We start from the raw sequence: 24,213 nt of genomic DNA, 5'->3' as shown, positions 1-24,213 counted from the left end.
GTGTGTCTCCTTGGTTGTGCCGACCCGTGGGCAGGCGGGGGGATTGACCGGGGCGCATTCCCTTGCCGGGGCGCCGCTCGGCAACAGGCCGGATTCTAGCAGAGGCGGCGGCATGGCCGGGAGCCGGAGGCGAAGTCGCCCGTCCCGTTCCCGCGCCCGCCCCGATTTGCTACACTGCTAGGGTTGCATGGCCCCCGCCCCCATGTCTCCGTGACCCCCTGCATCAAGAGACTGGGTCCGGGACGCGGCGCGGGTGAGGCGGCCACTGCGGACCCCGGAGGAAACACGCACATGGAACTGAGAGCCATCCCCCGCACCGGCCAGCAGAAGCTGGCGCCCGGACTGATCCCCGCCGTCGCCTACAACAAGGAGAAGAACGTCTCCTTCGCCATCGAGCGCAAGGCCTTTGACCGCGCCTTCCGTCAGCAGGGCACCACGGGCCTGTTCGACATCACCCTGGAAGGCGGCGAAACCTTCCCGGCCCTCGTCAAGACGGTCCAGATGGACAAGCGCCGCCGCGAGGCGATCCACGCCGACTTCTACCTGGTGACCTACGGCGAGCCCGTGCAGGTCAGCGTGCCCGTGCACACGGCGGGCAAGAGCCAGGGCGAAGTCATGGGCGGCCTGGTCGACATCGTGGTGCACAACCTCGACATCGTGGCCCCCGGCCCCCGCCGCATCCCGCAGGAAATCAGCGTGGACGTGACGGCCTTGAACATCGGCGACCACGTGACCGCCGGGCAGATCAAGTTGCCCGAGGGCGTCAAGCTCGCCGTGGAAGAGGACCTCGTGGTCATCAGCGTGCTGCCGCCCCGCCTCACCGCCGAGGAGCTGGAAGCCGAGACCCAGGCCGCCCAGGTTGCCGGTCTGGTCGCTGCGGGCGAACTCTCCGAGGAGGCTGCCGCCGCCGTGCTGGAGGGCGACGCCAGCATCGAGGAGGTCAAGGCCGAGGCCGCCGAGGGCAGCGAAGCCCAGCGCGAGACCGCCGAGGCCAGCGACGAGGCCAACCAGGGCTAAGCCCCCTGCGCGTCCGGGCCGGGATTCCCAGTCAGGGGTCCCGGCCCTCTTCTATTCTCGCTGACCCCTGAGGCAGGCCACCCGTTCCTCCCCAGGCCGCTCGCCGCAGCGCCGCGCCAGCTCGTAGAAAGCGGGAAGTTCGCCTCCGACCCGTCCCAGCGCCGTCTCAAACTCGGGCACCAGCGTCGCGTAGGCCGCGACCGAGGCGAGGGCCGCGTTGTTCACCCCGGCGGCAAACCAACCGTCGTAGCCCGCGTAGCCGCCCCAGCTTGCCTTGAGGGCTGCATAGCGTTCCTGCAAGGCGGCCAGCACCGCTGCCTTGCGTGTCCGCAGCTCGTCCGGCGCGAGGGGCTGCGCGTAGAGGGCCTGCAACTCCGCCCGCGCCCCCAGCAGCAGGGCCTCGAATGCCTGCGCCCGCTCCCGCGCGACCCGGTCGGCCTCTCCCAGTTCTGGCGTGCCGTGCGCCGAGAACCAGCGCCGCCAGCCTTCCTCCTCGACAGCGGTGGCGAAGGACTCGTTGTAGACGGTATCGCCGGGCACGTACACGGCGGGGTGGGCGAGTTCGTGAATTACCGTGCGGATCAGCGTGGGGTCGGGGTAGGCCAGCATGGTGGAGAGTACCGGGTCGCGCAGGTAGCCCAGCGTGCTGTACGCCGTCACGCCGCCCACCCGGACGTCCTCGCCCGCCGCCCGCCGCGTGTCGGCATAGGCCCGCGCGTCCGCCTCCCGGAAGTAGCCCCGGTAGCCCACGCACCCGGCCACCGGAAAGCAGGAGGTCAGCAGATCCAGACCGAACTCTGGTGCCCGGAACACGTTCCACACCACGTAAGGGCGGCCCACGTCCACATACTTGCGGTAGGCCCCCCGGTCGGGCAGGCCCAGCTCATTTACCGCGAAGGTCCGGACCTCCTGTACCAGCGCCAGCTTGCGCCGGGTTTCCGCCGGGGTCGCGGGGTCCGCCAGCACGTCCGCCACCGGCCGCGCCCGCACCAGCAGGTCAAGCTGCCCGGCCGCCGCCTGGGTCAGATACCGGACCTCGCCGCAGCCACTCAGGGCCAGCATCAGCACGCCGCCCACCACCCACGCCTTCATGGGAGGCAGCATAGCGGCGGGCGCGTAGGCTGGAGCATGGTGCCTGAAGCTCTGCCCCTCGCGCCCAACGGGGATGTGCCCAATAACCCCCGTCCCGTGCTGATCTACCGCGCCGCGTTGACGGGCCGCACGCCTGCCCAGATCGAGGGGCATCTTGCTGAACGCGGCTGGACGAACGCCTGGCGAAATGGCATCTACGACTTCCACCACTACCACTCCACCGCCCACGAAGTCCTCGTGGTCGCCCGTGGTCAGGCCCGCCTCACCCTCGGCGGCGAGGGCGGCCCGCAGGTGCAGGTGGGGGAGGGGGACGTGCTGCTCCTGCCCGCTGGAACCGGACACAGGAATGACGGCAGCAGCGCCGACCTGCTGGTGATCGGTGCCTATGCTGGGGGACGCGAGTGGGACCTGTGCCGCCCGGAGGAGACAGACGCGGAGGAGGCGCGGGAGAGGATTGAGCGGGTGCCGGGGTGGGGGAGGGAGCCGGTAGGATGAACTCACTGATGCAGCGCCTGCCCGCCCAAATTGACTTTCTGCTGGCTTGTGACCGCCTGAAGAGCGTGCAGCGAACGACTTTCCTGCATGCTGGCGTCCGTGCTGAGAACAGTGCCGAGCACTCCTGGCACCTGGCACTGATGGCTCTCACGCTGGGTGAGCATGCTCCTAGGGGTACCGACCTGAACCATGTTGTGCGCCTGCTGCTCATCCACGACCTCGTGGAGATTCACGCTGGGGACTTGCCCTTCACCGCCACCGCCGAGCAGCACGCTGCTCAAGCAGATGCCGAGAAATCTGCCGCTGCAAGGCTGTTCGGCACCCTTCCTGCTGAACAGGCCGCTGAGTTTCTTGCCCTCTGGCAGGAATTTGAGGCCTGTGAAACTGGAGAGGCTCGTTTCGCCCGTGCGCTGGACGCCCTTCAGCCTATGCTGCTCACCTGGGGGGACGGTGGCCTGGGTTGTGCGGAGCGTTACCCAGCCCTCACCGCCGAACGCGTGCTGAACCTGAAGGAAAAATACCTGCGCGACTTCCCCACGTTGTGGGCGGTGGCGCGGGAGCTGATCGCCCAAGCCGAGCGGACTGGCCTGATTCACCCTTGAAGCCGCACCAACAGAAACCAGCGGCCAATCCCTCTTCGAGACTGACCGCTGAAAGCTAACCGCTTGTCCTTACGCCGCCCCCACCTTCTCCGCGATGATGCCCTCGATGTACTTCACCACGCTCTGGAGCGGCACGCGCGAGAGCACGTCCTCCAGGAAGGCGGTGACGAGCATCTTCTCGGCGAGTTCCTTGTGGATGCCGCGCGAGCGCAGGAAGAACAGGGCCTCCTGGTTGACGGGGCCGGTGGTCGAGCCGTGCGAGCAGCGCACGTCGTTCGCGTTGATCTCAAGCTGGGGCACCGAGAAGTTTTGTGCCTCGCTCGACAGCATCAGCGTGCGGTGCTTCTGATAGGCGTCGGTCTTCTGGGCGCCCAGGTCCACCTTGATCATGCCGCTGAACACGCCCACCGACTGATCGGCGTTCACGCCCTTGTACAGCAGGTCGGAGTGCGCGTGCGGCGCGGCGTGGTGCTGCAAGGTGTAGTGGTCGAAGTGCTGGTCCTCGTTGGCGAAGTACAGCGCCAACATCTCCGAGTCGCTGCCCTGCCCGCGCAGGTAGGACTGCATCTCGGTGCGGCTCAAGGTCCCGCCCATCGTCACGACGAGGCTGTTCAGGGTCGCGTCCCGGTGAACGTCGCCGCGCTGACGCTGGATGTGCGTCACGCCCTTGCCCCAGTTCTGGATGGAGACGTAGCGCAGCCGCGCTCCCGACTTGACCACCAGCTCGACCGCGCCGATGGCGTAGGTGCCCGGCAGTTCCTCGCTGTCCTGCTCGTCGATGAAGGTGACCTGCGCGTTCTCCTCCGCCACGACGAGGGTGCGGGTCGCCGTGTAGGTGCCCGCCTCGCTCATCACGCGGAAGGAGCCGAGGGGCAATTCCACTTCCACGCCGCGCGGCACGTACACGAAGGCGCCGTTCGTCCACAGGGCCGCCGCCAGGGCGCTGAACTTGCCCTCGCTGGGATCGGGCGATTTGCTGGGCGTGGTGCCGGGCGCGGCGATGGTCGTGTCGTCGGGCACTTCCGCCGGGACCACCGAGTAGAGGTACTGCTGCACCTTGTCCGCGTGTTGCTCCACCGCCGTCTTCAGGTCAGTGAAGATCACGCCCTTCTCGCGCAGTTCGGCGGGCAGTTCGGTCGCGTACACCACGTCCGGACCGTCCAGCACGAGGTAGGCGCCCACGTCGGTGCTCGTCAGGCGCTTCTGCACGCTCCCCGGCAGTGCGGAAATGTCTGTCACGCGCTCGCGCTTGGGGTGGGGGCGCAGCTCGCCGAAGTCCACGTCCACGCGGGTGTACTTCCAGGCCTCGACGCCCTCGTTGGGCACGTCGAGCCTGTTGAAGAGGTCGAGCGACTCGCGGCGCTTGGCGGTCAGCCACTCGGGGCCGCTCGCCTGGCTGAGTTGTTCGGTGAAGGGTTGGGTCATGGAGCCTCCAAAAAAAGGAAAGGGTCAGCCTAGAAAGGACTCGACCTCGATGACGACGCCGATGGGCGCGTTGAAGTAAAAGGTCAGCCGCCCGTGGTTCTCGTGGGGCGCCGGAACTTCGAAGCCGCCCTCGGTGAGCTGGCGGTGAATGGCCCGCACCTGCTCAGGCGTGTCCTGCAAGAACCCGATGTGAAAGACCTTCGGGTACTGCGGGTCCTTGACCCGGAACAGCGAGAGCAGCGCCCCCACGTCGTCGCGCAGGAAGGCCATCTGCTCGCCCATGGGCATGCCGCCCCCCGCAGGCACCAGCCCGAAGTGGCGCTGAAAGAGGTCCACCGCTTGTGGCACGTCGGTCACGCCGAGGTTGATGTGGTTGAGCTTCATGGGTCGGGCTCCTGGGGTAGGTGGGCGGCGTACGGAGGCCCCCACGCCGGACGGGCCGGAACGCGGGGGCAAGGGGTGGGGCTCAGCCGACCGAGCCTTCCATCTCCAGCTCGATCAGGCGGTTGAGCTCCACCGCGTATTCCAGCGGGAGTTCCTTGGCGATGGGCTCGATAAAGCCGCGCACGATCAGGCCCGCCGCCTCGTCCTCGCTCAGGCCGCGGCTCTGGAGGTACAGGATCTGCTCGTCGTTGATCTTGGACACGGTCGCCTCGTGGCCCACGCTGGCGTCCTTCTCCTCGATCTCGATGTAGGGGTAGGTGTCGGTGCGGGCTTCCTCGTCGAGCAGCAGGGCGTCGCACTCCACGTTCGTCTTGCTGCCGCGGGCGCCCTCGTAAATCTTCACGAGGCCACGGTAGCTGCTGCGTCCGCTGTCCTTGGAGATCGACTTGGAGACGATGGTGCCGCTGGTGTACGGCGCGAAGTGGACGATCTTCGCCCCCGCGTCCTGGTGCTGGCCGCGGCCCGCCATAGCGATGCTCAGGACCTCACCACGCGCGCCCTCCTCCAGCAGGTAGCAGGCGGGGTACTTCATGGTGACCTTGGAGCCCAGGTTGCCGTCCACCCACTCCATCACGCCGTTGCCGTACACGGCGGCACGCTGGGTCACGAGGTTGTAGACGTTGTGGCTCCAGTTCTGGATGGTGGAGTAACGGAAGCGGGCGCCTTCCTTGACGATGATCTCGATCACGCCGGAGTGGAAGGAGTCGCTGGCGTAGGTCGGCGCCGTGCAGCCCTCGATGTAGTGGGCCTGGGCGCCCTCGTCCACGATGATCAGCGTGCGCTCGAACTGGCCGCTGCTCTCCGCGTTGATGCGGAAGTAGGTCTGAAGGGGAATGTCCACCTTCACGCCCTTGGGCACGTACACGAAGGACCCCCCGGACCACACGGCGGAGTTGATCGCCGCGAACTTGTTGTCCTCGGGCGGCACGACGGTGGCGAAGTACTCGCGGAAGAGGTCGGGGTACTGCTTCAGGCCGTCCTCGATGGAGAGGAACACGACGCCGAGCTTCTCCCACTCCTCCTTGAGGTTGTGGTACACCATCTCGGATTCGTACTGGGCGCCGACGCCCGCCAGCGCCTTGCGCTCGGCTTCTGGGATGCCCAGGCGCTCGAAGGTCTGCTTCACGTCGTCGGGCACGTCGTCCCAGGAGCGGGCGTTGTAGCCTTCGGGCTTGATGTAGTAGTAGATCTCGTCGAGGTTGAGCCCGCTGAGGTCCGCGCCCCACTCGGGCATGGGCTTGGAGTAGAAGATCTCCAGCGCCTTGAGGCGGAAGTCGAGCATCCACTGCGGCTCGTCCTTGGCCTTGGAGATCATCTCGACGACCTCGCGGCTCAGGCCCTTGGGTGCCTTGACGGCGTACCGCTCGGGGCTGCTCCAGCCGTACTCGTAGTCCTTGTTGATGTTGGCGACTTCAGGGTTCGTCATGGTGAGGCTCCTTGAAAGGAGAGGGGTTCAGGCGCCCGCGACGGCGAGCTGCTTGACCCAGTCGTAGCCCTCGGCGTCGAGCTTCTGGGCCAATTCGGGACCGCCCGACTGCACGACGCGCCCGTTCACGATGATGTGCACCTTGTCGGGGGTGATGTAGTTCAGCAGGCGCTGGTAGTGGGTGATGATCAGGCCGCCCAGATTCGGGCCGCGCAGGCTGTTCACGCCCTTGGCGACGATCTTGAGGGCGTCTACGTCGAGGCCGGAGTCGGTCTCGTCCATGATGATGTAGTTCGGCTCCAGCATCAGCATCTGGAGAATCTCGTTGCGCTTCTTCTCGCCGCCGGAAAAGCCCTCGTTGAGGTAGCGCTCGACGATGCTCTCGTCCCATTCCAGGGTCTTCAGGGCACCCGTGAGCTTGCCGTAGAACTCGGTGAAGCTGACCTCCTCGCCCTCGGCCTTGCGGGCCTGCATGGCGAGGCGCAGGAAGTTGGCGATGGTCACGCCGGGAATCTCGACCGGGTACTGGAAGGCCAGGAAGACGCCGAGGCGGGCACGCTCGTCGGGCTCCATCTCGAGGATGTTCTGGCCGTCCACGAGGACTTCGCCTTCGGTCACGGTGTACTCGGGGTCGCCCACGATCACCTTGGCGAGGGTGCTCTTGCCGTTGCCGTTCGGCCCCATGATCGCGTGCAGTTCGCCGCGCGGCACGACGAGGTTGACTCCCTTGAGAATGGGCTGGTCACCGACGGAGGCGTGGAGGTTGCGAATCTCGAGCTGGTGCGGCTGATCGGTCATGGAAGCTCCTTTGGCTGGGTCACTCTTCTTGAGAATGATTCCTAGTTATGGTGGCATTCTACCCACTCTGCCGCCTAAAGTCGAGTGAGTTGGTGCGGATTGAACGGACAAGCCGGACGCGTCTGACAGCTCGCGCAGTGGCGCCGGATGAGGGTTGGATCAGGCATTTTCACGCTTGCCACGTCCCCGCGTGCTACCCGTGAAGGCCATGAACGTCGTGGAACTTCTGCGGGCCGCTGGCCCCCTGCTCTGGGTCCTGGCCGCGCTGTCCGTGTACGTCGTCTATACCGCCGCCGTGCGGGCGCAGGCGCTGGCCCGGCTGGGCCGCGACCCCGACGCGCTGATCGAGCGGGCGCGGGCCGTGACCGCCGAGAGCGGTCCGGCAGCGGCGCTGGCGGAAGTGGACCGCGCCGCCCATCCGGGCTCGGCCGTCAACGTGCTGCGGGCCGGACTGGGCCGCGCCGACCGTGGTCCGGAGGCCGCGCAGGCCGCCATGAACTCGGCCCTGCTTGCGGAAGACACCCGGCTGTACGCAGGCCTCTCGGCGCTGGGCACCGCCGCGCAGATCGCGCCGCTGTTGGGGCTGCTAGGGACCGTGATCGGGATGGTGCGGTCCTTCCTGGTGTTCTCGCAGACCGCCGCGCCCACGCCCGACCAGCTCGCCACCGGCATCAGCGAGGCGCTCGTCAACACGGCAGCCGGGCTGATCGTGGCGGTGATCGCCTACGTCGCCCGCAACGCGCTCAAGGCCCGCGCCGACCGGATCGCCACCGGGGCCGAGCGGGTGCGCGAGGAGGTTCCCGCGTGGCTGGCGGGCCGGGGCCGGGGCGTGATGCCGGAGGTGGCCCTGCACTTTGATTCCGTTCCGGCGGCGGGAGCGGCACGGTGAGGCGGCGGTTTCGCGAGAGCAGCGAGGGCGGGGTGACCTTCGATTTCGCCCCGATGGTGGACATCGTGCTGCTGCTGCTGATCTTCTTCTTCCTGACGAGCAGCCTCGGGGCGCGGCAAAACGCCCTGCCCCTCGACCTGCCCCGCGCCAGCACGACCGTGCAGGAGACGCCGGAGCTGCCCATCGTGAGCGTGGACCGCTCGGGCAAGATTTTCCTGAATGGCAAGGAAACGACGCTCACCCGGCTGGGCGGGCGGTTGGAGCCCCTGGTGAAGTCGTCCGGCGGGCTGGTGGGCCTGCGGGCCGACGAGCGCGGCAACTACGGGACGGTCGTACGGGTGATGGACGAGATCAAGAAGGCCGGGGGCGAGCGTCTGGCGCTGGGCACCCGCGACGCGGAGGAGTGACCCCATGACCACCCTGCCCGGCCCCCCGCCACCCCCGCCCAACCCCGAGCGCCGCGACCAACTCCGCGCGGCGGGAGTCACGCTGGCCCTGCACGGGGCGCTGCTGCTGGGGCTGCTGGCGCTGCGGCCCGACGTGCGCTTCGCGGCGGCCAGTCCGCCCGATCTGGACCGTGCCCCGCTGGAAGTGGTGACGCTGGCGCCGTCGCCGACCCCCACGGCCACCCTGACACCGCCCCCCCGCGTGGAGGCGCCCGCCGCCCGGCCTGAAACGCCTCCGCCGCCAAAGGCCGAGGCGCAGGTGGAGGAGGCCCCGCCACCCCCGGCGACTCCGGCCCCCGAGCCCGCCCCGCCGTCCCCGCCCCCGGCCCTGCCGCCGGAGACGCGGGCCACGCCGGAGCGGACCCCCCCACCCGAGCCAGACCCCACCCCTGCGTCCCAGACGCAACCGACCCCGCAGCGGGCCGCCTCTCAGCCCCCCGCGAATCCAGCGACGCGCACCACACCCGCCCCGGCGCCAACGCCCAACACGGCAGCTCCCGCCCCCGCCACCGCGAGCACCCCCGATCCCGCCCGTCCCACGAGCGCGGCCCCGGACGCTCCTGCCCCCTCCCCCACGACGGCGGGGGCATCCGCGCCCGAGGCCACTCCGCAGGAACTCGCCCCGGAGGCGTCGGCGGGTGCGCCGAGCGGATCAGGCCTCTTCGTGCCGGAAGCGGAGGCGCCCAGCCAGGCGACCCCGCTCGACGAGGTACCGACAGAGGCCGAGGCCCGCGCAGGAACGTCCGAAACGCCCAGTCCCGCCGAGACGGTCGCCACCCTGCCCCGCCGCGAGGACGCAGCCCCGGCGACTGCGGAGGAAACGGCCGCGCCCGCTCGTGGCAGTGCCACGGCCACCGAGGAACCCGCGCCCGCCCGTGGCGCCGGGGCCGCCTCCACCGAGGCGGGCGGCGAGAGCGCCCCGGCACGCGGCAGCGGGGGCACTCCAGCGGCGGGGGAGACGGCCGAAGCCCCCCGCGCCGCCGCCCGCGCCCCCCAGGGCACCGCGCCCGACGTACCCCTCGCACCGCGCGGCACCCAGGCCCCCGGCACCCCCGAGGCCGTCACCGGACGTGCAGGCACTGTGAGCCGCACCCCGCAGGAGACGGCCCCCGACGCGCCTGCCGCGTCCCGTCCGGCGGCGGGCACGTCGGGCGGAAGTGCGGACCCCGTGGCCTCGGCACGGCCCGGAACCCCGGCCCCAGCGACCGCTCCAGCAGAATCGGCAGGTGGCAGGGGCGCGGCTCCCACCCCCGCCCCCACTCCCGGCGAGGCCAGCGTCCCCACCCGTGGGGCGGCGGGGCAGGGCACCTCCCCGGCTCCCGCTGCCGACACCGCCCGCCCCGGCCCGACCCCCGGCACCCCCGCCGGAACGGGTGAGGGCACGGGCAGCCCCACCCCCCGCGCGGGAACCGCGACGACGCCCCCGGCGGCCCCGACTGCGCCCGCTGCCGGAAGTGGGGGCACAGGGAGCGCTCCGGCTGCACCCGCCGAGACTCCCCGCGCTTCCACCGGCGCAGGGTCTGGGAGCGGGTCCGGTTCGGCCCCCGACCCCGGCCCCGGCGCCGGGCGCGGCGGGTCGGGCGGCGCGGCGAGCGGCCCCGGTGGCGAGGGGACAACTCCGACCGGCGGGCGTCCGGGTGGCAACGGCGCGGGCGGCTCTACCGGAACCGGCGAGGCCCCCGGACGCGGCGGCAGCGGTGCCCCCGGTGGTGGGGGCGGCGCGGGCGGCGGCGAGATTGCCCGTGCGGGCGGCGGTGGCGGCGGAGCGGCAGCGGGAACCGAGACGCGTCCCCTGGCCTGCACCGTCGTTGTGGACGTGCGCGGGCTGGGCCGCTTCGACCGCGACATGACCAGCCGGGTCTACGACGCCTCGGGCACCCAGCTCTGGCCCGACGCGGCGCTGGTGCGGGGTGTGTCCTCCCAGCTCGTCAACGAGGGCAACCTGCACACCTACGCGACCTCGGAAGGGCAGCTCGGCGCCTTCCAGAACATCACCCGCGTCAAGGCCACGCGCGTGCAGGCCCCCCGCATCGCCCCCAACTCCCCGGTCCGGACCGACGTGGTCCTGAGTGCCGATGCCGCCGAGCAATTCCGCAAGGCGGGCGCCGCCTGCCGGGTCGTCTACCTCAAGGACGCCTGACCGACGCACCCCTCCGGGTCAGCCTCCCGTCATTCCCCTTTGTTATGAGGTTCACCATGCGTAAAACTGCTCTGCTTTCCCTCGCTGTGCTGCTCTCCGCGCCCGCCCTCGCCTGGGTGCCCAAGCTGGAGGAGACGACCGCCAAGACCGTCATCGACGGTGCGTATGGCCGCCGCGACGCGGTTGCCACCTACCAGACGATTGACCTGAACGTCAAAGACGGCCAGTTCGTCTCGGGCGCGGGAGCCGTGAAGGCCTTCGACGGCGGCGACAAGTGCGTGGCCGACTGGCTCACCGCCCCGACTGATTTCAAGGCCGGGAGCCGTCCGCTGGCCGTGACCGCGAGCGGGCAGGCCGACCAACTCTACTTCCAGGCGGTGGAGGCCCGCGACAGCTTCAAGAACCTCAGCGCCGCCGACGCGCTGGGCGCCGACCTCGCCGGAAAGCGGCTGGCGGACGGCCTGCTGCGCGTGGACCTTCAGGTGCGTGGCCTCCCCACCGAAAAGGCGCGGGACGCCTACCTCGTGCGGCTGCGCGGCGCGGACGGCAAGCTGGTGGCCCCGGCCCGCCGCTCCTTCGTCAATGACTGGAAGCAGGACGCGGGCACTTGGGCGGGCACGCTGGTCTACTACTTCGAGCCGCTCAAGGCCGGACTGGGCGCCAGCGACAAGGCCGAGCTGCTGATCCGCACCGAGGCCGACACGAACTGCGCCTACAGCGTGACGCTGGACCTGGGCAGCTTCCAGTAAGTCGGGCACCGGGGGCAGGGGGCAGCTTCGGCCCCTGCCCCCATCCTTTGGCCTCTGCCACAATGCCCCCGTGCCTGCCTCCCCCTCCTCCTTCCCGCTGCTCGCCGTGGATATCGGCAACACCAGTACCGTGCTGGGCCTCGCGGACGCCTCGCTGACCCTCACGCACACCTGGCGGGTGCGGACCAACCGCGATCACCTGCCCGACGACCTCGCGCTGCAGCTTCAGGGCCTGTTCGCGCTGGCGGGGGCCGCGCCGCCCCGCGCGGCCGTGCTGAGCAGCGTGGCGCCGCCCCTGGGGCAGAACTACGCGCTGGCGCTGCGGCGGCATTTCCGGGTCGAAGCCTTCGAGGTGAGCGCCGAGAACCTCCCCGACGTGACGGTCGAACTCGACCAGCCGGGCGCGGTGGGGGCCGACCGCCTCGCCAACCTGTTCGGGGCCGAGCGGTACCTCGGCGGGCACGAGTACGCGGTCGTCGTGGACTTCGGCACGTCCACCAACTTCGACGTGATCGGGCGCGGGCGGCGCTTTCTGGGGGGCGTGCTGGCGACGGGAGCGCAGCTCAGCGCCGACGCCCTCTTCTCGCGGGCGGCCAAGCTGCCGCGCATCACGCTCGAAGCCCCGCGCACCGCCATCGGCAAGAACACCACCCACGCCCTGCAATCCGGCCTCGTCTTCGGGTACGCCGAGATGGTGGACGGCCTGTTGCGCCGCATCCGCGCCGAGTTGCCGGGGGAAGCCGTCGCGGTCGCCACGGGCGGCTTCTCGCGCACGGTGGAGGGCCTCTGCCGCGAGATCGACCACTACGACGAGACGCTGACCGTGCGCGGTCTGCTGGAACTGTGGGCCAGCCGCCCATCCCTGGGCGAGGCGCCCGCCTTTCCTCTCCGGTGATGGACGGCTTGGCGGGTCGTCCTGCGAGCGCTTAGGCTCTGGGTATGTCCCCTGCCTCGTCCGGCCGCATCGTGAGTTTGCTTCCCAGCGCCACCGACCTGCTGGTCGCTCTGGGGGTGGGGGAGCGGCTGGTGGGGGTCAGTCATTCCTGCGACCACCCCGCTGCAGCCGGACGCCCGGTGCTGACCCGGTCCATTATCGACAGTGGAGCGCCGCAGGCGGAGATCGACCAGGCGGTGAGTGCTGCGGTGCGCGAGGGCCGCGCCCTGTATCAGGTGGACGGGGCGCAGCTCGACCGTCTGGGTCCCGACCTTGTGGTCACCCAGGGCGTATGCGAGGTGTGCGCGGTGACTCCCGGCACCATTGAATCGGCGGTCCGGTATCTGCCGGGCTGCCTGCCCGCCGCCCAGGTCCTGAGTCTGGAAGGCCGCAGCGTTGCGGGCATTCTGGACGACATGCGTGCCCTGGCCGCGGCGGTTGGCCTCCCGGAACGTGGCGAGGCGCTGATTCGGCAGTCCCAGGCCGAGTGGGACGCCGTGAGGCCCGCAACGCACGCGCCCCGCGTCCTCACCCTGGAGTGGGTGGACCCGCCCTTCTACGGCGGCCACTGGGTTCCCGAGCAGGTCGAGCGGGCGGGCGGACTCAATGTGCTGGGCGCACCAGGGACCGATTCAGGCCGCACGACCTGGGAGGACGTGACGGCCCTCGATCCCGACGTCATCGTGGTGATGTGCTGCGGCTATGGTTTGGCCGAGAACGTGGCGTTTGCCGACGCGGTCCTGAGCCACCGCGAGGTGCGTGCCGTGCAGCACGGAGAGGTGTGGGCAGTGGACGCGAACGCCCTCTTCAGTCGCCCGGCCCTGGGGGTAATGCGCGGTGCCGGGGTGCTCGCGGACCTGCTGCGGGGCGAGGCGAGTGCGGGCGAAAGTGTCCGCGTAGGGCAAGTTCCGGCGCTGACCACTTGAGGGCCAGGCCGGTTCTGCACCTGCCGGAACTGTTTGGTGCATTCCGGCCCGCTCGTCGCGGAAGGTCGCGTGAAGACCCCAACGGCGGCGCAACTCTCGGCCCACGTGAAAGAAGCGCGGCTTCCTGCGGACGTCCGAGTGGTGGTGAGAAGTCACCAGTGATCCTGTCCCAGTTGCGCAGCAGCCAGTCTTGAGCCATTGGCCTCTTCGGGCAAGCCAACGGCAGCCGCTTCGGAGCCTGCATCCCCCCGGGGTTCGGCGGGCAGGCGCTCATGGCACCCCAGGGCGCAGGTCTCCACCATCGTGCCCATGCTTTAAGCCCACCACGTCCTTCCAGCCCACCGCTGTGGTCCCTGAGCAGGGGGCCGCGGAGATTCTCGGCCACGACGAAAAGGCGCAGGCGGCAGCCCTGCTCAAGCAGGCCGCCCACCCCCACGCCCGCCCGTACCTGTGGGAGGAAGCGCGGCGGCTGGGGTTGACCTGAGGCTGCGGGGCGCGAGACAAGCGAAGGTGGGAGACGTCACTCGCGTCTCCCACCTCATCTCTTTCCGCTTCAGGCCCTAGATGCCCAGCGTCAGCAGCATCACCTTGTGAATGGCCCAGCCCAGCGCGATGCACACCGGAATCGTGAAAATCCACGCCTGCACGATGCGCCCGGCGACCTGCCACTTGACCTTGCGGAAACCCTTGGTGGTGCCCACGCCCATGATCGAACTGGAGATGGTGTGGGTGGTGCTCACCGGGATGCCCAGGTGGGTGGCGCCCACGATGATGGCGGCCGCACTCGCTTCCGCGACAAAGCCGTCGACGGGTTTGAGGTCCACGACCTTGAAGCCCATCGTCTTGATGATGCGCCAGCCGCCCACCGACGTGCCCAGGCCCATCGCGAACGCCGCCGAGAGGATGATCCACAGCGGCACCTCGCTGACCTGGGTGCCCAGGTACGCGCTCAGCGCGAAGGTCATGATGCCCATCGCCTTTTGCGCGTCGTTGCCGCCGTGCGAAAAGGCCATGAAGGCCGCCGAGCCGATCTGGAGCCATCGGAAGGTGCGGGTGACTGTGCGGGGGCGCATCCAGCGCAGCACCAGCCACGAAAGCAGCGCCATGAGGAGGATCGGCACGAGGAAGCCGAGCACGGGACTGCTGACCAGCCCCGTCAGCGTCTTCTGCACGCCCTTGGGGATGATGATCTCCCAGCCGCCCGCCGCGACGCCCGCGCCCACCAGCGAGAAGATCAGGGCGTGGCTGGAGGAACTCGGCAGCCCCTTCCACCACGTGAAGAGGTTCCAGATGATGGCGCTCAGGAGCGCCGCGCCCGTCAGCCCCAGGGTGGCGAATTCCTGCGGCACGATGTCGGTGGCGATGGTCTTGGCGACCGCCGTGCCCGCGAGCGCCCCGACCACGTTGAGAATGGCCGCCATGGCGATGGCCTGCGGGGGCGTGAGCACCTTGGTGGCGACCGAGGTGGCGATGGCGTTGGCGGTGTCGTGAAAGCCGTTGATGAAGTCAAAGGCCAGCGCCAGCGCGATGATGATGACAAATCCGATCAGGGCCGCTTCCATAAGTGTCTGCGTGCTTCCCCGGCTCAGGCGTTCTTGAGCAGGATGCTCTCGACCGTCTTGGCGACCCGCTGCGCCTGGTCGGAGGCTTCCTCGATCAACTCGACGATCTCGCCGCCGCGCATCGCCCGGATCATGCCCGGCACGTCGTGGACGCCCACGTACAGCTCGCGCTGCACGTTGTCGCTGATGGTATCGCCCTCGTCCTCAAGCGCCCGGATCTGCCCGGCCAGCGCGGCGAGTTCACGCACGCGGTCCTTGCTTTCGATCAGGGGCATCCCCTGGGCCAGCAGGGCGCACTGCTGCTCGACCACCCGCGCGAGGTGCGCCATCTCGGGCAGCGGACGCTCCACCCCGTAGAGGCTGAGCTTGCGGGCGGCGTCTTCCAGGCTGTCCACGAGGTCGTCGAGTTCATGGTTGAGCGAGATGATGTCCTCGCGGTCGAAGGGCACGATAAAGGACTCGGCCAGCATGTTGGTCACTTCGCGGCTGATGCGGTCCCCCTCGTGTTCAAGGTCGCGGATGCGGTTCACCTTCGCCTCGACATCGGTGTAGTTCTCGAGCAGTTCCACCAGCGCCTGGGCCGTCACATGGGCATTGCGGGCGGCCTGGGCAAACTTGGCGCTGAACTGCGGGTTTTTGGGCATGAATTTAGACAGAACCATGACAATCCCCTCCGATTCTCCGGCCCTGTGTCAGCCCCGTGTCAGGTGGGGACAGAGAGAGCCAGCGAACAGGGGAGCCTGACGGTGAGGCTCCCCCGGTGAACCGAGTCTAAACCTTCAGCGCACCGTGACTGGAGCGGTGAAGGTCGCCCGGCGCTGATCGGCCTCGCTCCCGATGGTGTTGGCGCCGGGGGGCGTGCTGTCCGCGCCTGGGATGATGTCGCCCGCGCCGTAGCTGTCCCCACCCGCGCCGTAGTCGCTGCCGCCGAAGATGCCGCCGACCAGATTCACCCCGGTGGTTGGGGCCGCGCTCAGCCCAAGCGCCGTCCAGGGAATCGCCAGTTCGACCGTCTGGCTGGGGAGGCTCCCCGCCGTGGCGACGGTGTAGCGGGCCGCGTCCACCAGCGTGGCGGCGTTGCCCGCGACCAGCCTCAGTTGGAGGCCCTCGTTTCCCTTACGGGCCAGAAAAGCGTCCACGCCCCCCATGCCCCCGCTGAAGGTCGCGGCCCGCTTCCAGGCGCTGAAATTGTCAGCCTGCGTCGCCCCGCCCGCCTGAGTGTCGAGGTAGAGGATGGCGCTGTTGTTGGCCTCGGTCCTGTAGGTGTAGGCCAGGTACAGGTACTGCGCGTCGCTGTCGGCCCGCAGCGTCAGCCAGTTGTTGTCCGGCCCGAACACGCCCTCGCCGGGACTCTGCACGCTGACCTTGGGCGCCGCCCAGTCGCTCAGGTCGCCGTCGATGCGGTACTTGCCGACCTGCGGCCCCTGCGCTCCGGCGGGCGTCAGCGCGAAATCTGCGCCCGTGGCGGGGGCGGTGGCCTGCCGGGTGGCCTCCGCGTAGCCCTCCGCCGTCGCCTTGAGCGTCTGCGTTCCCGCCGGAACGAAGAGGGTGTATGAGCCGTCGGGGAAGGTCAGGGCGTAATTCACCTTCGGGTCGGCCGAGGTGGCCTCCACCAGTGCCCCCGCCAGCGCCTGCCCCGCGCCCGTCACGCGGCCCTCGATCACGGCTCCCGGCATCGGGCGGGTGATGAAGTCGTAGGTGCCGCTGTACGCCCCGTCGTTCGTGCCCACCACGTAGGAGCGGTCGGGCTGATCCGGCCCCTCGTAGCCGCTGTTCTTCGCCCGGGGATGGTCACTCCCGAACTTGAACTTGACCTCGCGGAAGAGGGGCAGCTCGATGTCGGTCTTCCAGACACCGCGCGACACCTGGGTCATGGGGGACTCGACCTGCTGCCCGGTGTCGAAGCGCCGCAGCTCGATGGGGCCGTTGCCCTGGCTGCGGGCGTCCACCGTGAAGGTGACCTTGACCGTGTTCTTCGCGCTGGGGGTGGCAAGGACCGTCACGCCCCGGCTCTCGGCTCCGGCCGCGTCCACCGTGACCACCCGGAAGGTCGTCTGCTCGTCGTTGGCGAGGCCGCGCACGAGGTAGGTCGTCTGTTCACGCCCCAGCGGCGCGAAGTTCAGCAGCCGCTCGGTCCCGTTCCCGGTACGGGCATAGACCCGGTAGCCCGTGACGGCGGGGTCGGTGGGGGCCGTCCAGCGCAGCTCGGCCGCCCCGTCCCCGGCCCGCGCGGTCACGCCGCCCACCTCGGGGAGCCGGGCGTTGACGGTGCCCGCGCTGCCCGCTGTGCCCGCCACCGCGAGCGCCGCGCGGGGGGGCACGGTGCCCACCAGCCGTCCGCCCTCGACCCGCAGGTCGGAGGCCCGCCCGGTGATCTCCGTCAGCGCCCCCGCCCCGAAGGTCCCCAGCAGCGGGATGCCGCCGCCCGGCAGCGTGGCAAGGTCAAGCGGCGTGTCCCCATTGTTCAGCACGGCCACGACGGGCCGCTCGCCGGAGAGGACCCGGCGGTAGGCGAGGACGGGAGCGCCCCCGTTGGGTCGCCACAGCTCCTGCTGGGCGCCGCGTGTCAGGGCCGGGTACTTCTGCCGGGCGGCGGCCAGCGCCCCCAGGCGCTCGTCGAGCGTGCTGCCCGTCAGGGCCGCGAAGTTCATATCCTCGCGGTTGCCCTGGCCCGCCGGGTGGTCGTAGGGGTCGCCCAGACCGGCCTGCGCGATCTCGGTGCCCTGATAGACGCTGGGGGTGCCGCGCGAGGTGTAGATCAGACTCAGGGCGAGGTCGAGGCGCTCGGCGGCCTGCGGGGCGCTGCCACCCTTGGCCTGCACCTCGCTCACGAAGCGCCGCACGTCGTGGTTGTCCACGAAGGTGGTCAGCCGGGTGGGGTCGCGGTAGGCGCCGTCCTGCGCGAACACGTCCGCCACCCGCCCCAGGTCGCCCCCTGCGCTCGAAAGCTGGTCCTTGATGGCGAAGTACAGCGCGAAGTCGAAGACGCTGGGTGCCCCCAGGTCATTCATGAAGTGCGCCAGCCGCGCCGGGTTGCCGTCGAACACCTCGCCCACCGACCACAGCTTGCGGGGATCGCCCGCGCCGCCCGCCGCGAAGAACTGCCGCCAGTAGTCGTCGGGGACATGCTTCATGGTGTCGATCCGGAGGCCGTCGATGCCGGTCTCGCGCTGCCAGAAGCTCACGAAGTCGTTGAGGTACCTCGTGACCTCCGGCACCTCCTGCCGGAAGTCGGGCAGCCCGGCGAGGCACTGGGTCACCTCGTCCTGGCCGCACTGCTCGCCCGTGCGGAACCACGTGGGCTTCTCGGTGACCAGCTTCGCTCCGTACCCCGCGTGGTTCACGACCACGTCCTGAATGATCTTGAGGCCGTGGCGGTGGGCGGTCCGCACCAGGTCCCTGTACTCCTCTAGGGTCCCGAAGTGGGGGTCCACCTTGAAAAAGTCCTCGGCCCAGTAGCCGTGGTAGCCCGCGAAAGGTCGGCCCTGGTGCGGTCCCGACTCCGCCTCGATCGCGGGCACCTGCAGCACGACCGGGCTAATCCAGATCGCCGTGAAGCCCATCCGCCCGAAATAGCCTTCCTCGATCTTCGCCTTTAGGCCCGCGAAGTCGCCGCCATGCCACGCGAGCGGGTTGGTGCGGTCGGCGCGGTCCCCGGCGTTCCGGTTCGCGCCGTTGTCGTTGGCGGGGTTGCCATTGGCGAAGCGGTCGGTCAGGGCGAAATAGATCGCGTCGTCGCGCCAGTCCGTGTCCACGCCGCGCGAGGGGCCATTCAGGGTGCCGCAGGCCGCGAGGGTCAGGGTGAGGGCCGCCAAGGCGCCCGCACGCCCCATCTGCTGGAAGCGTTTCATGGTGCCCGCATTGGACGCCGGAAGCCGGGGCCGTGTCAATGCGGGCGCAGATTTATTCCGGCGCCACCTCGACCCGGTGTCCGCCCCCAGCCTGCGCGTCCCGCAGGGCGGCCTCCGCCCGTGCGAGCGCCTCTGCCCCGGTGCCCACGGCGAGCCCCACGCTCACGGTGACCACCCGCCCGGCCAGGGGCCGCGAGGCCACCCGCAGCCGCAGCCGCTCGGCCACGACCCGCACGGCGAGGGGGTCGGTGGTGGGCAGCAGGACGGCGAAGGTGCCTTCGCCCAGGCAGGCCACCGGGTCACCCGTGCGGGTGGCCGCCGCCAGCGTGCGGGCGAGGTGCGCCCGTACCGTCTGCACGAGGACCGCGCCGCCGCCCCGCTCCAGGTCCGGCAGATCGTCCACCCCGACGACCGCCACGGCCACCGGACGGCGCAGCGTCCGCAGGCGCCGCTCCATCGGGCGCCGCAGGGGCAGGCCCGTCAACTCGTCGCACTCGCCGGGGAGGAGGCCACTCCAGGGACCCCGACGGTCCTCGGTGCGGGTCAACGTGGCCTCCTGTCCCAGCAGGGCCAGTCCGCCCACCAGCAGCAGTTGCGCGAGCAGCGCGAGAATCAGGCCGCTCTCGCCCGTGCCCAGCAGCACCCGCACTCCATACAGCGCTCCCAGCGCCCCGGTGACTGCCAGCGCCCCACGCGCCACCCAGCGGCCCAGGGAAGAGTCCAGCAGCCACCCCGGCGCCAGCAGCCCCAGCACGAACCACGGCAGCAGCAGCCCCAGCAACTCCGGTCCCCCGTCCACGAGGTGCGGCGCGAACAGCCCCAGCGCCAGCCGCCCCAGCAGGAATGTCCAGCCTCCCAGCAGCAGCAGCCGGTCGAGCACGCCCACCGGGCAGCGCGGCAGGGCCGAGAGTACCAGGGCCACGGCCAGCACCCCGGCCAAGCCTCCCCACAGTGCCGTCTGCGCCGGGTGCAGCGGCCAGACCAGGGCCAGCCCCACGGCCACGGCGAGGAGCGCGATCGGCAGTCCCCACTGGTAGGCCGCGCGGCGGGCCTCCTCGGTGCGGGTGGGGGAGCCTGTCCCACCCTCCCCCAGATAGAACGCCGGGTCGGGCAGGGGCAGCAGGCGGTCGCGCATACGTCCGCAGGGGACCACGCCCCCTCTCACGGCAACCTGACACCGCGCCTCCCCCCGGCGGGGGCATGGGCACGCCGGGAGGGGCATCTCCGGGGGCCGTTGACACCCCGCGCGGGCACTGCTAGATTGACTCCCGCTTGTCCGCAGCGCGGGGAGGCGGGTGCACGGGAGTAGCTCAGCTGGTTAGAGCGCACGCCTGATAAGCGTGAGGTCGGCGGTTCAAGTCCGCCCTTCCGTACCAAGGGAGACACGGGGTTTGCCTCGTGTCTTTTTTCTTTGATTCGGCAGTGGAAAGCGGGGGCCGTCCGCGCTGGCCCCCGCCCCTTCTTGTCGCCTCAGATCAGGCTGAGTTCGCTGCCCGCGTCCAGATGTGCGAGGTGCTCGGGAAGGTTGCCCGGCTTGTCCATCACGATCTGCTCGGCCTTGTACGAGGAACGCACCAGCGGGCCGGACACGACCTCCAGGAAGCCGAAGGCCATCGCCTCCTCGCGGATCTCGTCGAACTCGGCGGGGGAGACGTAGCGCTCGACAGGCAGGTGGTGCATGGTCGGGCGCAGGTACTGCCCGAAGGTCAGCACGTCCACCCCGGCGGCGCGGCAGTCGGCCATCGCCTCGCGCAACTCCTCGCGCGTCTCGCCCAGGCCCAGCATGATGCTGGTCTTGGTGATCACGTCGGGGCGGCTCTCCTTGGCGTGCTGGAGGACGCCCAGCGTCCGCTCGTAGCTCGCGCGGATGTCACGCACCGGGTGGGTCAGGCGGCGCACGGTCTCCAGATTCTGGGCGTAGGTGTCCACGCCGCTGTCCAGCACGAGGTCCACGCAGTACGGGTTGCCGCCGAAGTCGGGCGTCAGGGCCTCCACCCGCGTCTCCGGGTTGAGCTTCTTGATGGCCTGCACCGTCTTGGCGAAGTGGTACGCCCCGCCGTCGGGCAGGTCGTCGCGGTCCACCGAGGTCAGCACGACGTACTTCAGGCCCATCAGGCGCACCGAGTCGGCGACCTGCATGGGCTCGTCGAGGTCGAGCTTGCCCATCGGGTTGCCGGTGTCCACCGCGCAAAAGCGGCAGGCCCGCGTGCAGACGTGCCCCATCAGCATGAAGGTGGCCGTGCCCCGGCTCCAGCACTCGCCGATGTTGGGGCACATCGCTTCCTCGCAGACCGTGTGCAGGCGGTGCTCCTTGACGATCTTGCGGACCTCGCCGTAGACCTGCCCGGTCGGGATGGTCACCTTGAGCCACTCGGGCTTCTTCTCGCGCACGGGCACCGAATCCTTGCGGTAGATGCCGTTCTTGATGAACTTGACTTCCCGGTCCTGCACCGGCTTGTCCTGCTGGGTCATGTCTCAGCCTCCCGCTGCCGCCGTGGGCAACGTCCAGTCGTAAGTCTCAAAGGTGGTGTGAAAGGCCCGCGTGAGGGCCGCCCGCGCTTCTGTCATGTCGGCCACGCGGTCCAGGCCCCGGCGCCCATACTCGCGCTCCACGCTCGTCATGTGGGTGCCCGTGAGGCCGCAGGGCACGATCAGGTCGAAGTGCTGGAGGTTGGTCGTGACGTTGAGCGCCAGCCCATGCAGGGCCACACCGCGCTGCACCGCCACCCCGAAGGAGGCGATCTTCTGCTCGTAGACGCGGCCGTTCACCTCGCGCGGCTCGACGTACACGCCCGCGTAGCCGGGATTGGGCCGGGCGTCGGGCAGGCCGAGGTCGTGCAGCGCCGCGATGGTCACGTGTTCCAGCAGCCGCAGAAAATCGGCCACCCGGCGGCCCACCGGAAAGATCGCGTAGGCCACGAGCTGGCCGGGGCCGTGGTAGGTCACGTCGCCGCCGCGCTCGACTTCCAGCACCTCGATGCCCTGCGCGGCGAGGTACTCGCGCGTCACGACGATGTTGCCGCCCTCCCGCGCCTTGCGGCCCAGCGTGAGCACGGGCGGGTGCTCCACCAGCAGGAGCTGGGGCTGCCCGCCCGCCGCGACCTGCGCGTGGGCCTCGTGCTGCACGTCCCACGCCTCGCGGTACGAGAGCCGCCCCAGGTCCACCGTGCCGAATGCCGCCTCTCTCACGCGCCCGATTGTACGCGCCCTCCCTGGGCTTTTCCGGTGTGGTGGGCGCAATCTGCCCCACCATTGTCCAGTCTGGATGGTCAGTGCCCTGAGCTGGGCTGGAGGGCCGGGGGCACTAGGCCGGGCGGCGGAGGTGGGAAAGGGGCCGGGGCCGCTAGCCTCGGCTCCATGCCCGAACTCGTTCCCCCGTCGGAGAGGTACAAGGAGAGCTTTCTGGCCGCCGTGCGCGAGGCCCAGGCAGACGGCAGTGGCCTGGGCGACACCCTGACCTGGGATGTGGCCGCGCTGGAAGCCGACTTCCCCGCCTTTCTGGAGTCGCTGCGCCAATATGAACCGGGCCGCGAGCTGCCGGAAGGCTATGTCCACTCCGAGCCGCTCTGGCTGGTGGAGGGGGACGGGTACCTCGGGCGGGTGTCCATCCGCCACACGCTCAACCAGCGGCTGCGCGAGTTCGGCGGGCACATCGGCTACGAGGTGCGGCCCTCGGCGCGGAAACGGGGGTACGCGACCCTCGCCCTGCGGCTTGCTCTAGAGCGGGCGCGTGAACTGGGCCTGGAGCGCGTCCTGGTCACCTGCGACGTGGACAACCTCGGGTCGCGGCGGGTGATTGAGGCGAACGGTGGGGTGCTGGAGTACGAGGGGCGGGTGCCCGACCACCCCGCTCCCCTGCGGCGCTACTGGATCACCCTTTAGCGGGGGCGTCGCCGTCCGGCTGGAGGGCCTCGGCCTTCTGCTGGGCGGTCTGGGCCAGGGTTTCGAGGAGTTCGGCCTGCTGTTCGGGCGCGGCGGCCGTCTCGGCGACCTTGCCCAGCGCGGCCTCCGCGATGCGGCCCAGGGCGCCGAGTTGTTCCTCACCCGCCTCGTCGAGTTCGCTGATGCGCTCCACGATCTGCTCGCCCGCCTCGGCCAGCAGCTCGACCTCGTGGTCGGCGCTCAGGGCCTGAATCGCCTCGACCCTGGCCTGATGCTCGGCGCTGAGGCGCTCGAGCCGCCCGACCTGCTCCAGCGTGTCGGCCTGGGCACGGGCCGCCTCGATGATGGTGTTCAGGGCACCCAGTTGGGCCTGCACCCGGTCGTGAATACGGCGCAGCGTCTGCACGCTGACCTCGCTCATGGGGGTGCGGGCGACTTCCTCCAGCGCCTGGCAGATCAGCCCGTCGAGGGCCGCTGCCGCCGTGATCTGTTCCTCGCCGTTTTCCACGATCTCGGCGAGGGCCTGGGCGTGTTCATGGCGCTTCTGCTCCCCGGCGGCGAGGGGCAGGTTGCGGAGCTGCTCGGTGGTCACCTTCACGACCTGCCGCAGCGCGTCGGTGGCGGCCAGCCCTTCTTGCCCGGCGCGGATGATCTGTTCCAGGGTGCTGGTCTGCGCCCACCCGGCCGCGCCCACGTGCTCGCGTGCCCGCACCTCGGCGAGACGCCGCCGCTGACGGCCCACGGCCTGCTGCGCTCCCGCGAGCGCGGTCTCTCTGGCTTCCGGCGAATCGCTCACCCGGCCAGCATAAGGCTTCATCAAGCCTTCATCGTGATCTGGGTCAGGCAGAGCGCCTCTGCCCTCGGGGCCGCCGGATCCCCTTGAGCTGCCCCGGCCCCGGCGCGTATACTCCTCAGGTTCAGCCCCGCGCGATGACGCGGGAGCGTACAGACCAAGAACGTCTCTGCCCGTGCCGGTGTGTTGGGAACTGCTGTGCCGGGAGGTGGGACGGTCCGCTGGTAAAGGAGTGGTGACACATGCAGAGTCAGGTCAAAGTGAATCGCGGCGCGATCCTGCGCTCGGTCGAGCAGGGGCACATCAAGACGGACCACCCCGAGTTCCAGCCCGGTGACACCGTGCGCGTGGAGACGAAGGTCGTCGAAGGCAACCGCACCCGCAACCAGGCCTTTGAGGGCGTGGTCATCGCCATCAACGGCACGGGCAGCCGCAAGAGCTTCACGGTCCGCAAGATCAGCTTCGGCGAGGGCGTCGAGCGCGTCTTCCCGTTCAGCAGCCCGCTCGTCGCCAAGGTGACGGTGCTGGAGCGTGGCAAGGTCCGCCGCGCCAAGCTGTACTACCTGCGCGAACTGCGCGGCAAGGCTGCCCGCATCAAGAGCGACCGCAGCCGCGTGATGAAGGACGCCGCCCGCAGCCAGCAGGCCAAGGCCGCCGCGCTCGCCGCCCAGGCCGCGCCCGCCGAGACGGCCACCGAGACGCAGAGCGACTTCACCCCCATCGAGACGCTGGGCGAATAAGC

The 24,213-nt window shown here is 70.0% G+C and carries 24 protein-coding genes and 1 tRNA gene; 13 read left to right on the top strand and 12 right to left on the bottom strand.

What is annotated here, in order from left to right; translation table 11 throughout:
• Positions 1-291: 291 nt before the first annotated feature.
• Positions 292-1,017 carry a 50S ribosomal protein L25/general stress protein Ctc gene (locus L1280_RS10380; RefSeq protein ID WP_253582172.1) on the top strand — a complete coding sequence of 242 codons (726 nt, stop codon included), beginning with the start codon at positions 292-294 and terminating at the stop codon, positions 1,015-1,017.
• A gap of 51 nt (positions 1,018-1,068) precedes the next feature.
• Here the strand turns inward: L1280_RS10380 and L1280_RS10375 are convergent, their stop codons facing one another.
• Complete coding sequence (locus L1280_RS10375) at positions 1,069-2,109, bottom strand: aminopeptidase (RefSeq protein ID WP_253582170.1); 1,041 nt, start codon at positions 2,107-2,109, stop codon at positions 1,069-1,071.
• Positions 2,110-2,145: 36 nt separating this feature from the next.
• Between L1280_RS10375 and L1280_RS10370 the strand changes: the two genes are divergently transcribed.
• On the top strand, positions 2,146-2,604 hold the full coding sequence (locus L1280_RS10370; RefSeq protein WP_253582168.1) for a cupin domain-containing protein: 459 nt from the start codon (positions 2,146-2,148) through the stop codon (positions 2,602-2,604).
• Between the two features lie 8 nt (positions 2,605-2,612).
• Positions 2,613-3,206 carry an HD family hydrolase gene (locus L1280_RS10365; RefSeq protein ID WP_104992039.1) on the top strand — a complete coding sequence of 198 codons (594 nt, stop codon included), beginning with the start codon at positions 2,613-2,615 and terminating at the stop codon, positions 3,204-3,206.
• A gap of 69 nt (positions 3,207-3,275) precedes the next feature.
• Here the strand turns inward: L1280_RS10365 and sufD are convergent, their stop codons facing one another.
• The 4 genes from sufD to sufC form a co-directional block, all read right to left on the bottom strand.
• On the bottom strand, positions 3,276-4,631 hold the full coding sequence (gene sufD, locus L1280_RS10360) for a Fe-S cluster assembly protein SufD (RefSeq protein ID WP_253582167.1): 1,356 nt from the start codon (positions 4,629-4,631) through the stop codon (positions 3,276-3,278).
• Between the two features lie 24 nt (positions 4,632-4,655).
• Positions 4,656-5,015, bottom strand: a complete 360-nt coding sequence (locus L1280_RS10355; protein ID WP_253582165.1) for a VOC family protein — start codon at positions 5,013-5,015, stop codon at positions 4,656-4,658.
• Between the two features lie 82 nt (positions 5,016-5,097).
• Positions 5,098-6,501 (bottom strand): Fe-S cluster assembly protein SufB, encoded by a 1,404-nt coding sequence (gene sufB, locus L1280_RS10350; protein WP_253582163.1) that lies wholly within the window; start codon positions 6,499-6,501, stop codon positions 5,098-5,100.
• Between the two features lie 27 nt (positions 6,502-6,528).
• On the bottom strand, positions 6,529-7,299 hold the full coding sequence (gene sufC, locus L1280_RS10345; RefSeq protein WP_253582162.1) for a Fe-S cluster assembly ATPase SufC: 771 nt from the start codon (positions 7,297-7,299) through the stop codon (positions 6,529-6,531).
• Positions 7,300-7,507: 208 nt separating this feature from the next.
• On the opposite strand from sufC, the gene L1280_RS10340 reads away from it, so the two are divergent.
• The 7 genes from L1280_RS10340 to L1280_RS10310 all read left to right on the top strand — a co-directional run bounded on the left by L1280_RS10340 (position 7,508) and on the right by L1280_RS10310 (position 13,867).
• Entirely contained in the window at positions 7,508-8,188 is a 681-nt protein-coding gene (locus L1280_RS10340) for a MotA/TolQ/ExbB proton channel family protein (RefSeq protein ID WP_253582161.1), read from the top strand.
• The gene (locus tag L1280_RS10335; RefSeq protein WP_104991363.1) at positions 8,185-8,595 is read left to right on the top strand and encodes a biopolymer transporter ExbD; all 411 of its coding nucleotides are present in this window, start codon (positions 8,185-8,187) and stop codon (positions 8,593-8,595) included. Before L1280_RS10340 ends, L1280_RS10335 begins: the two co-directional genes overlap by 4 nt.
• 4 nt (positions 8,596-8,599) lie before the next feature.
• Positions 8,600-10,774, top strand: a complete 2,175-nt coding sequence (locus L1280_RS10330; RefSeq protein ID WP_253582160.1) for a hypothetical protein — start codon at positions 8,600-8,602, stop codon at positions 10,772-10,774.
• A 56-nt stretch (positions 10,775-10,830) separates the two neighbouring features.
• Entirely contained in the window at positions 10,831-11,523 is a 693-nt protein-coding gene (locus tag L1280_RS10325; protein ID WP_253582158.1) for a hypothetical protein, read from the top strand.
• Between the two features lie 70 nt (positions 11,524-11,593).
• On the top strand, positions 11,594-12,418 hold the full coding sequence (locus L1280_RS10320; protein ID WP_253582156.1) for a type III pantothenate kinase: 825 nt from the start codon (positions 11,594-11,596) through the stop codon (positions 12,416-12,418).
• Between the two features lie 44 nt (positions 12,419-12,462).
• Positions 12,463-13,383, top strand: a complete 921-nt coding sequence (locus L1280_RS10315; RefSeq protein WP_253582154.1) for a cobalamin-binding protein — start codon at positions 12,463-12,465, stop codon at positions 13,381-13,383.
• A gap of 346 nt (positions 13,384-13,729) precedes the next feature.
• The gene (locus L1280_RS10310) at positions 13,730-13,867 is read left to right on the top strand and encodes a hypothetical protein (RefSeq protein ID WP_253582152.1); all 138 of its coding nucleotides are present in this window, start codon (positions 13,730-13,732) and stop codon (positions 13,865-13,867) included.
• 76 nt (positions 13,868-13,943) lie between these two features.
• Here L1280_RS10310 and L1280_RS10305 read toward each other — a convergent pair whose 3' ends face one another.
• The 4 genes from L1280_RS10305 to L1280_RS10290 all read right to left on the bottom strand — a co-directional run bounded on the left by L1280_RS10305 (position 13,944) and on the right by L1280_RS10290 (position 19,931).
• A complete protein-coding gene (locus L1280_RS10305; protein ID WP_253582150.1) occupies positions 13,944-14,945 on the bottom strand; it encodes an inorganic phosphate transporter in 1,002 nt (333 codons plus the stop codon).
• Between the two features lie 23 nt (positions 14,946-14,968).
• Positions 14,969-15,607 (bottom strand): DUF47 domain-containing protein, encoded by a 639-nt coding sequence (locus L1280_RS10300; RefSeq protein WP_253582148.1) that lies wholly within the window; start codon positions 15,605-15,607, stop codon positions 14,969-14,971.
• A gap of 117 nt (positions 15,608-15,724) precedes the next feature.
• Positions 15,725-18,796, bottom strand: a complete 3,072-nt coding sequence (locus L1280_RS10295) for an alpha-amylase family glycosyl hydrolase (protein ID WP_253582147.1) — start codon at positions 18,794-18,796, stop codon at positions 15,725-15,727.
• A gap of 52 nt (positions 18,797-18,848) precedes the next feature.
• Positions 18,849-19,931, bottom strand: a complete 1,083-nt coding sequence (locus tag L1280_RS10290) for a diguanylate cyclase domain-containing protein (protein WP_253582145.1) — start codon at positions 19,929-19,931, stop codon at positions 18,849-18,851.
• 164 nt (positions 19,932-20,095) lie between these two features.
• Here L1280_RS10290 and L1280_RS10285 point away from each other — a divergent pair.
• A tRNA-Ile gene (locus tag L1280_RS10285) sits at positions 20,096-20,172 on the top strand.
• A gap of 94 nt (positions 20,173-20,266) precedes the next feature.
• On the opposite strand, the gene lipA is transcribed toward L1280_RS10285, so the two are convergent.
• Together lipA and lipB are read right to left on the bottom strand one after the other, a co-directional pair.
• Entirely contained in the window at positions 20,267-21,268 is a 1,002-nt protein-coding gene (gene lipA, locus L1280_RS10280) for a lipoyl synthase (protein WP_253582143.1), read from the bottom strand.
• A 3-nt stretch (positions 21,269-21,271) separates the two neighbouring features.
• Positions 21,272-21,985, bottom strand: coding sequence for a lipoyl(octanoyl) transferase LipB (lipB, locus tag L1280_RS10275; protein WP_253582141.1), 714 nt, complete (start codon positions 21,983-21,985; stop codon positions 21,272-21,274).
• A gap of 168 nt (positions 21,986-22,153) precedes the next feature.
• On the opposite strand from lipB, the gene L1280_RS10270 reads away from it, so the two are divergent.
• Positions 22,154-22,678, top strand: coding sequence for a GNAT family N-acetyltransferase (locus tag L1280_RS10270; protein WP_253582139.1), 525 nt, complete (start codon positions 22,154-22,156; stop codon positions 22,676-22,678).
• Here the strand turns inward: L1280_RS10270 and L1280_RS10265 are convergent.
• Positions 22,668-23,474, bottom strand: a complete 807-nt coding sequence (locus L1280_RS10265; RefSeq protein ID WP_253582138.1) for a hypothetical protein — start codon at positions 23,472-23,474, stop codon at positions 22,668-22,670. The genes L1280_RS10270 and L1280_RS10265 overlap by 11 nt on opposite strands.
• 239 nt (positions 23,475-23,713) lie before the next feature.
• Between L1280_RS10265 and rplS the strand changes: the two genes are divergently transcribed.
• Positions 23,714-24,211 carry a 50S ribosomal protein L19 gene (gene rplS, locus L1280_RS10260; protein ID WP_253582136.1) on the top strand — a complete coding sequence of 166 codons (498 nt, stop codon included), beginning with the start codon at positions 23,714-23,716 and terminating at the stop codon, positions 24,209-24,211.
• Positions 24,212-24,213 lie beyond the last annotated feature (2 nt).

This window comes from Deinococcus sp. HSC-46F16, assembly GCF_024171495.1.
Classification (GTDB): Bacteria; Deinococcota; Deinococci; order Deinococcales; family Deinococcaceae; genus Deinococcus.
The sequence above is the reverse complement of the archived record's forward strand: the minus strand, read 5'-3'. Positions and strand labels throughout refer to the sequence as shown.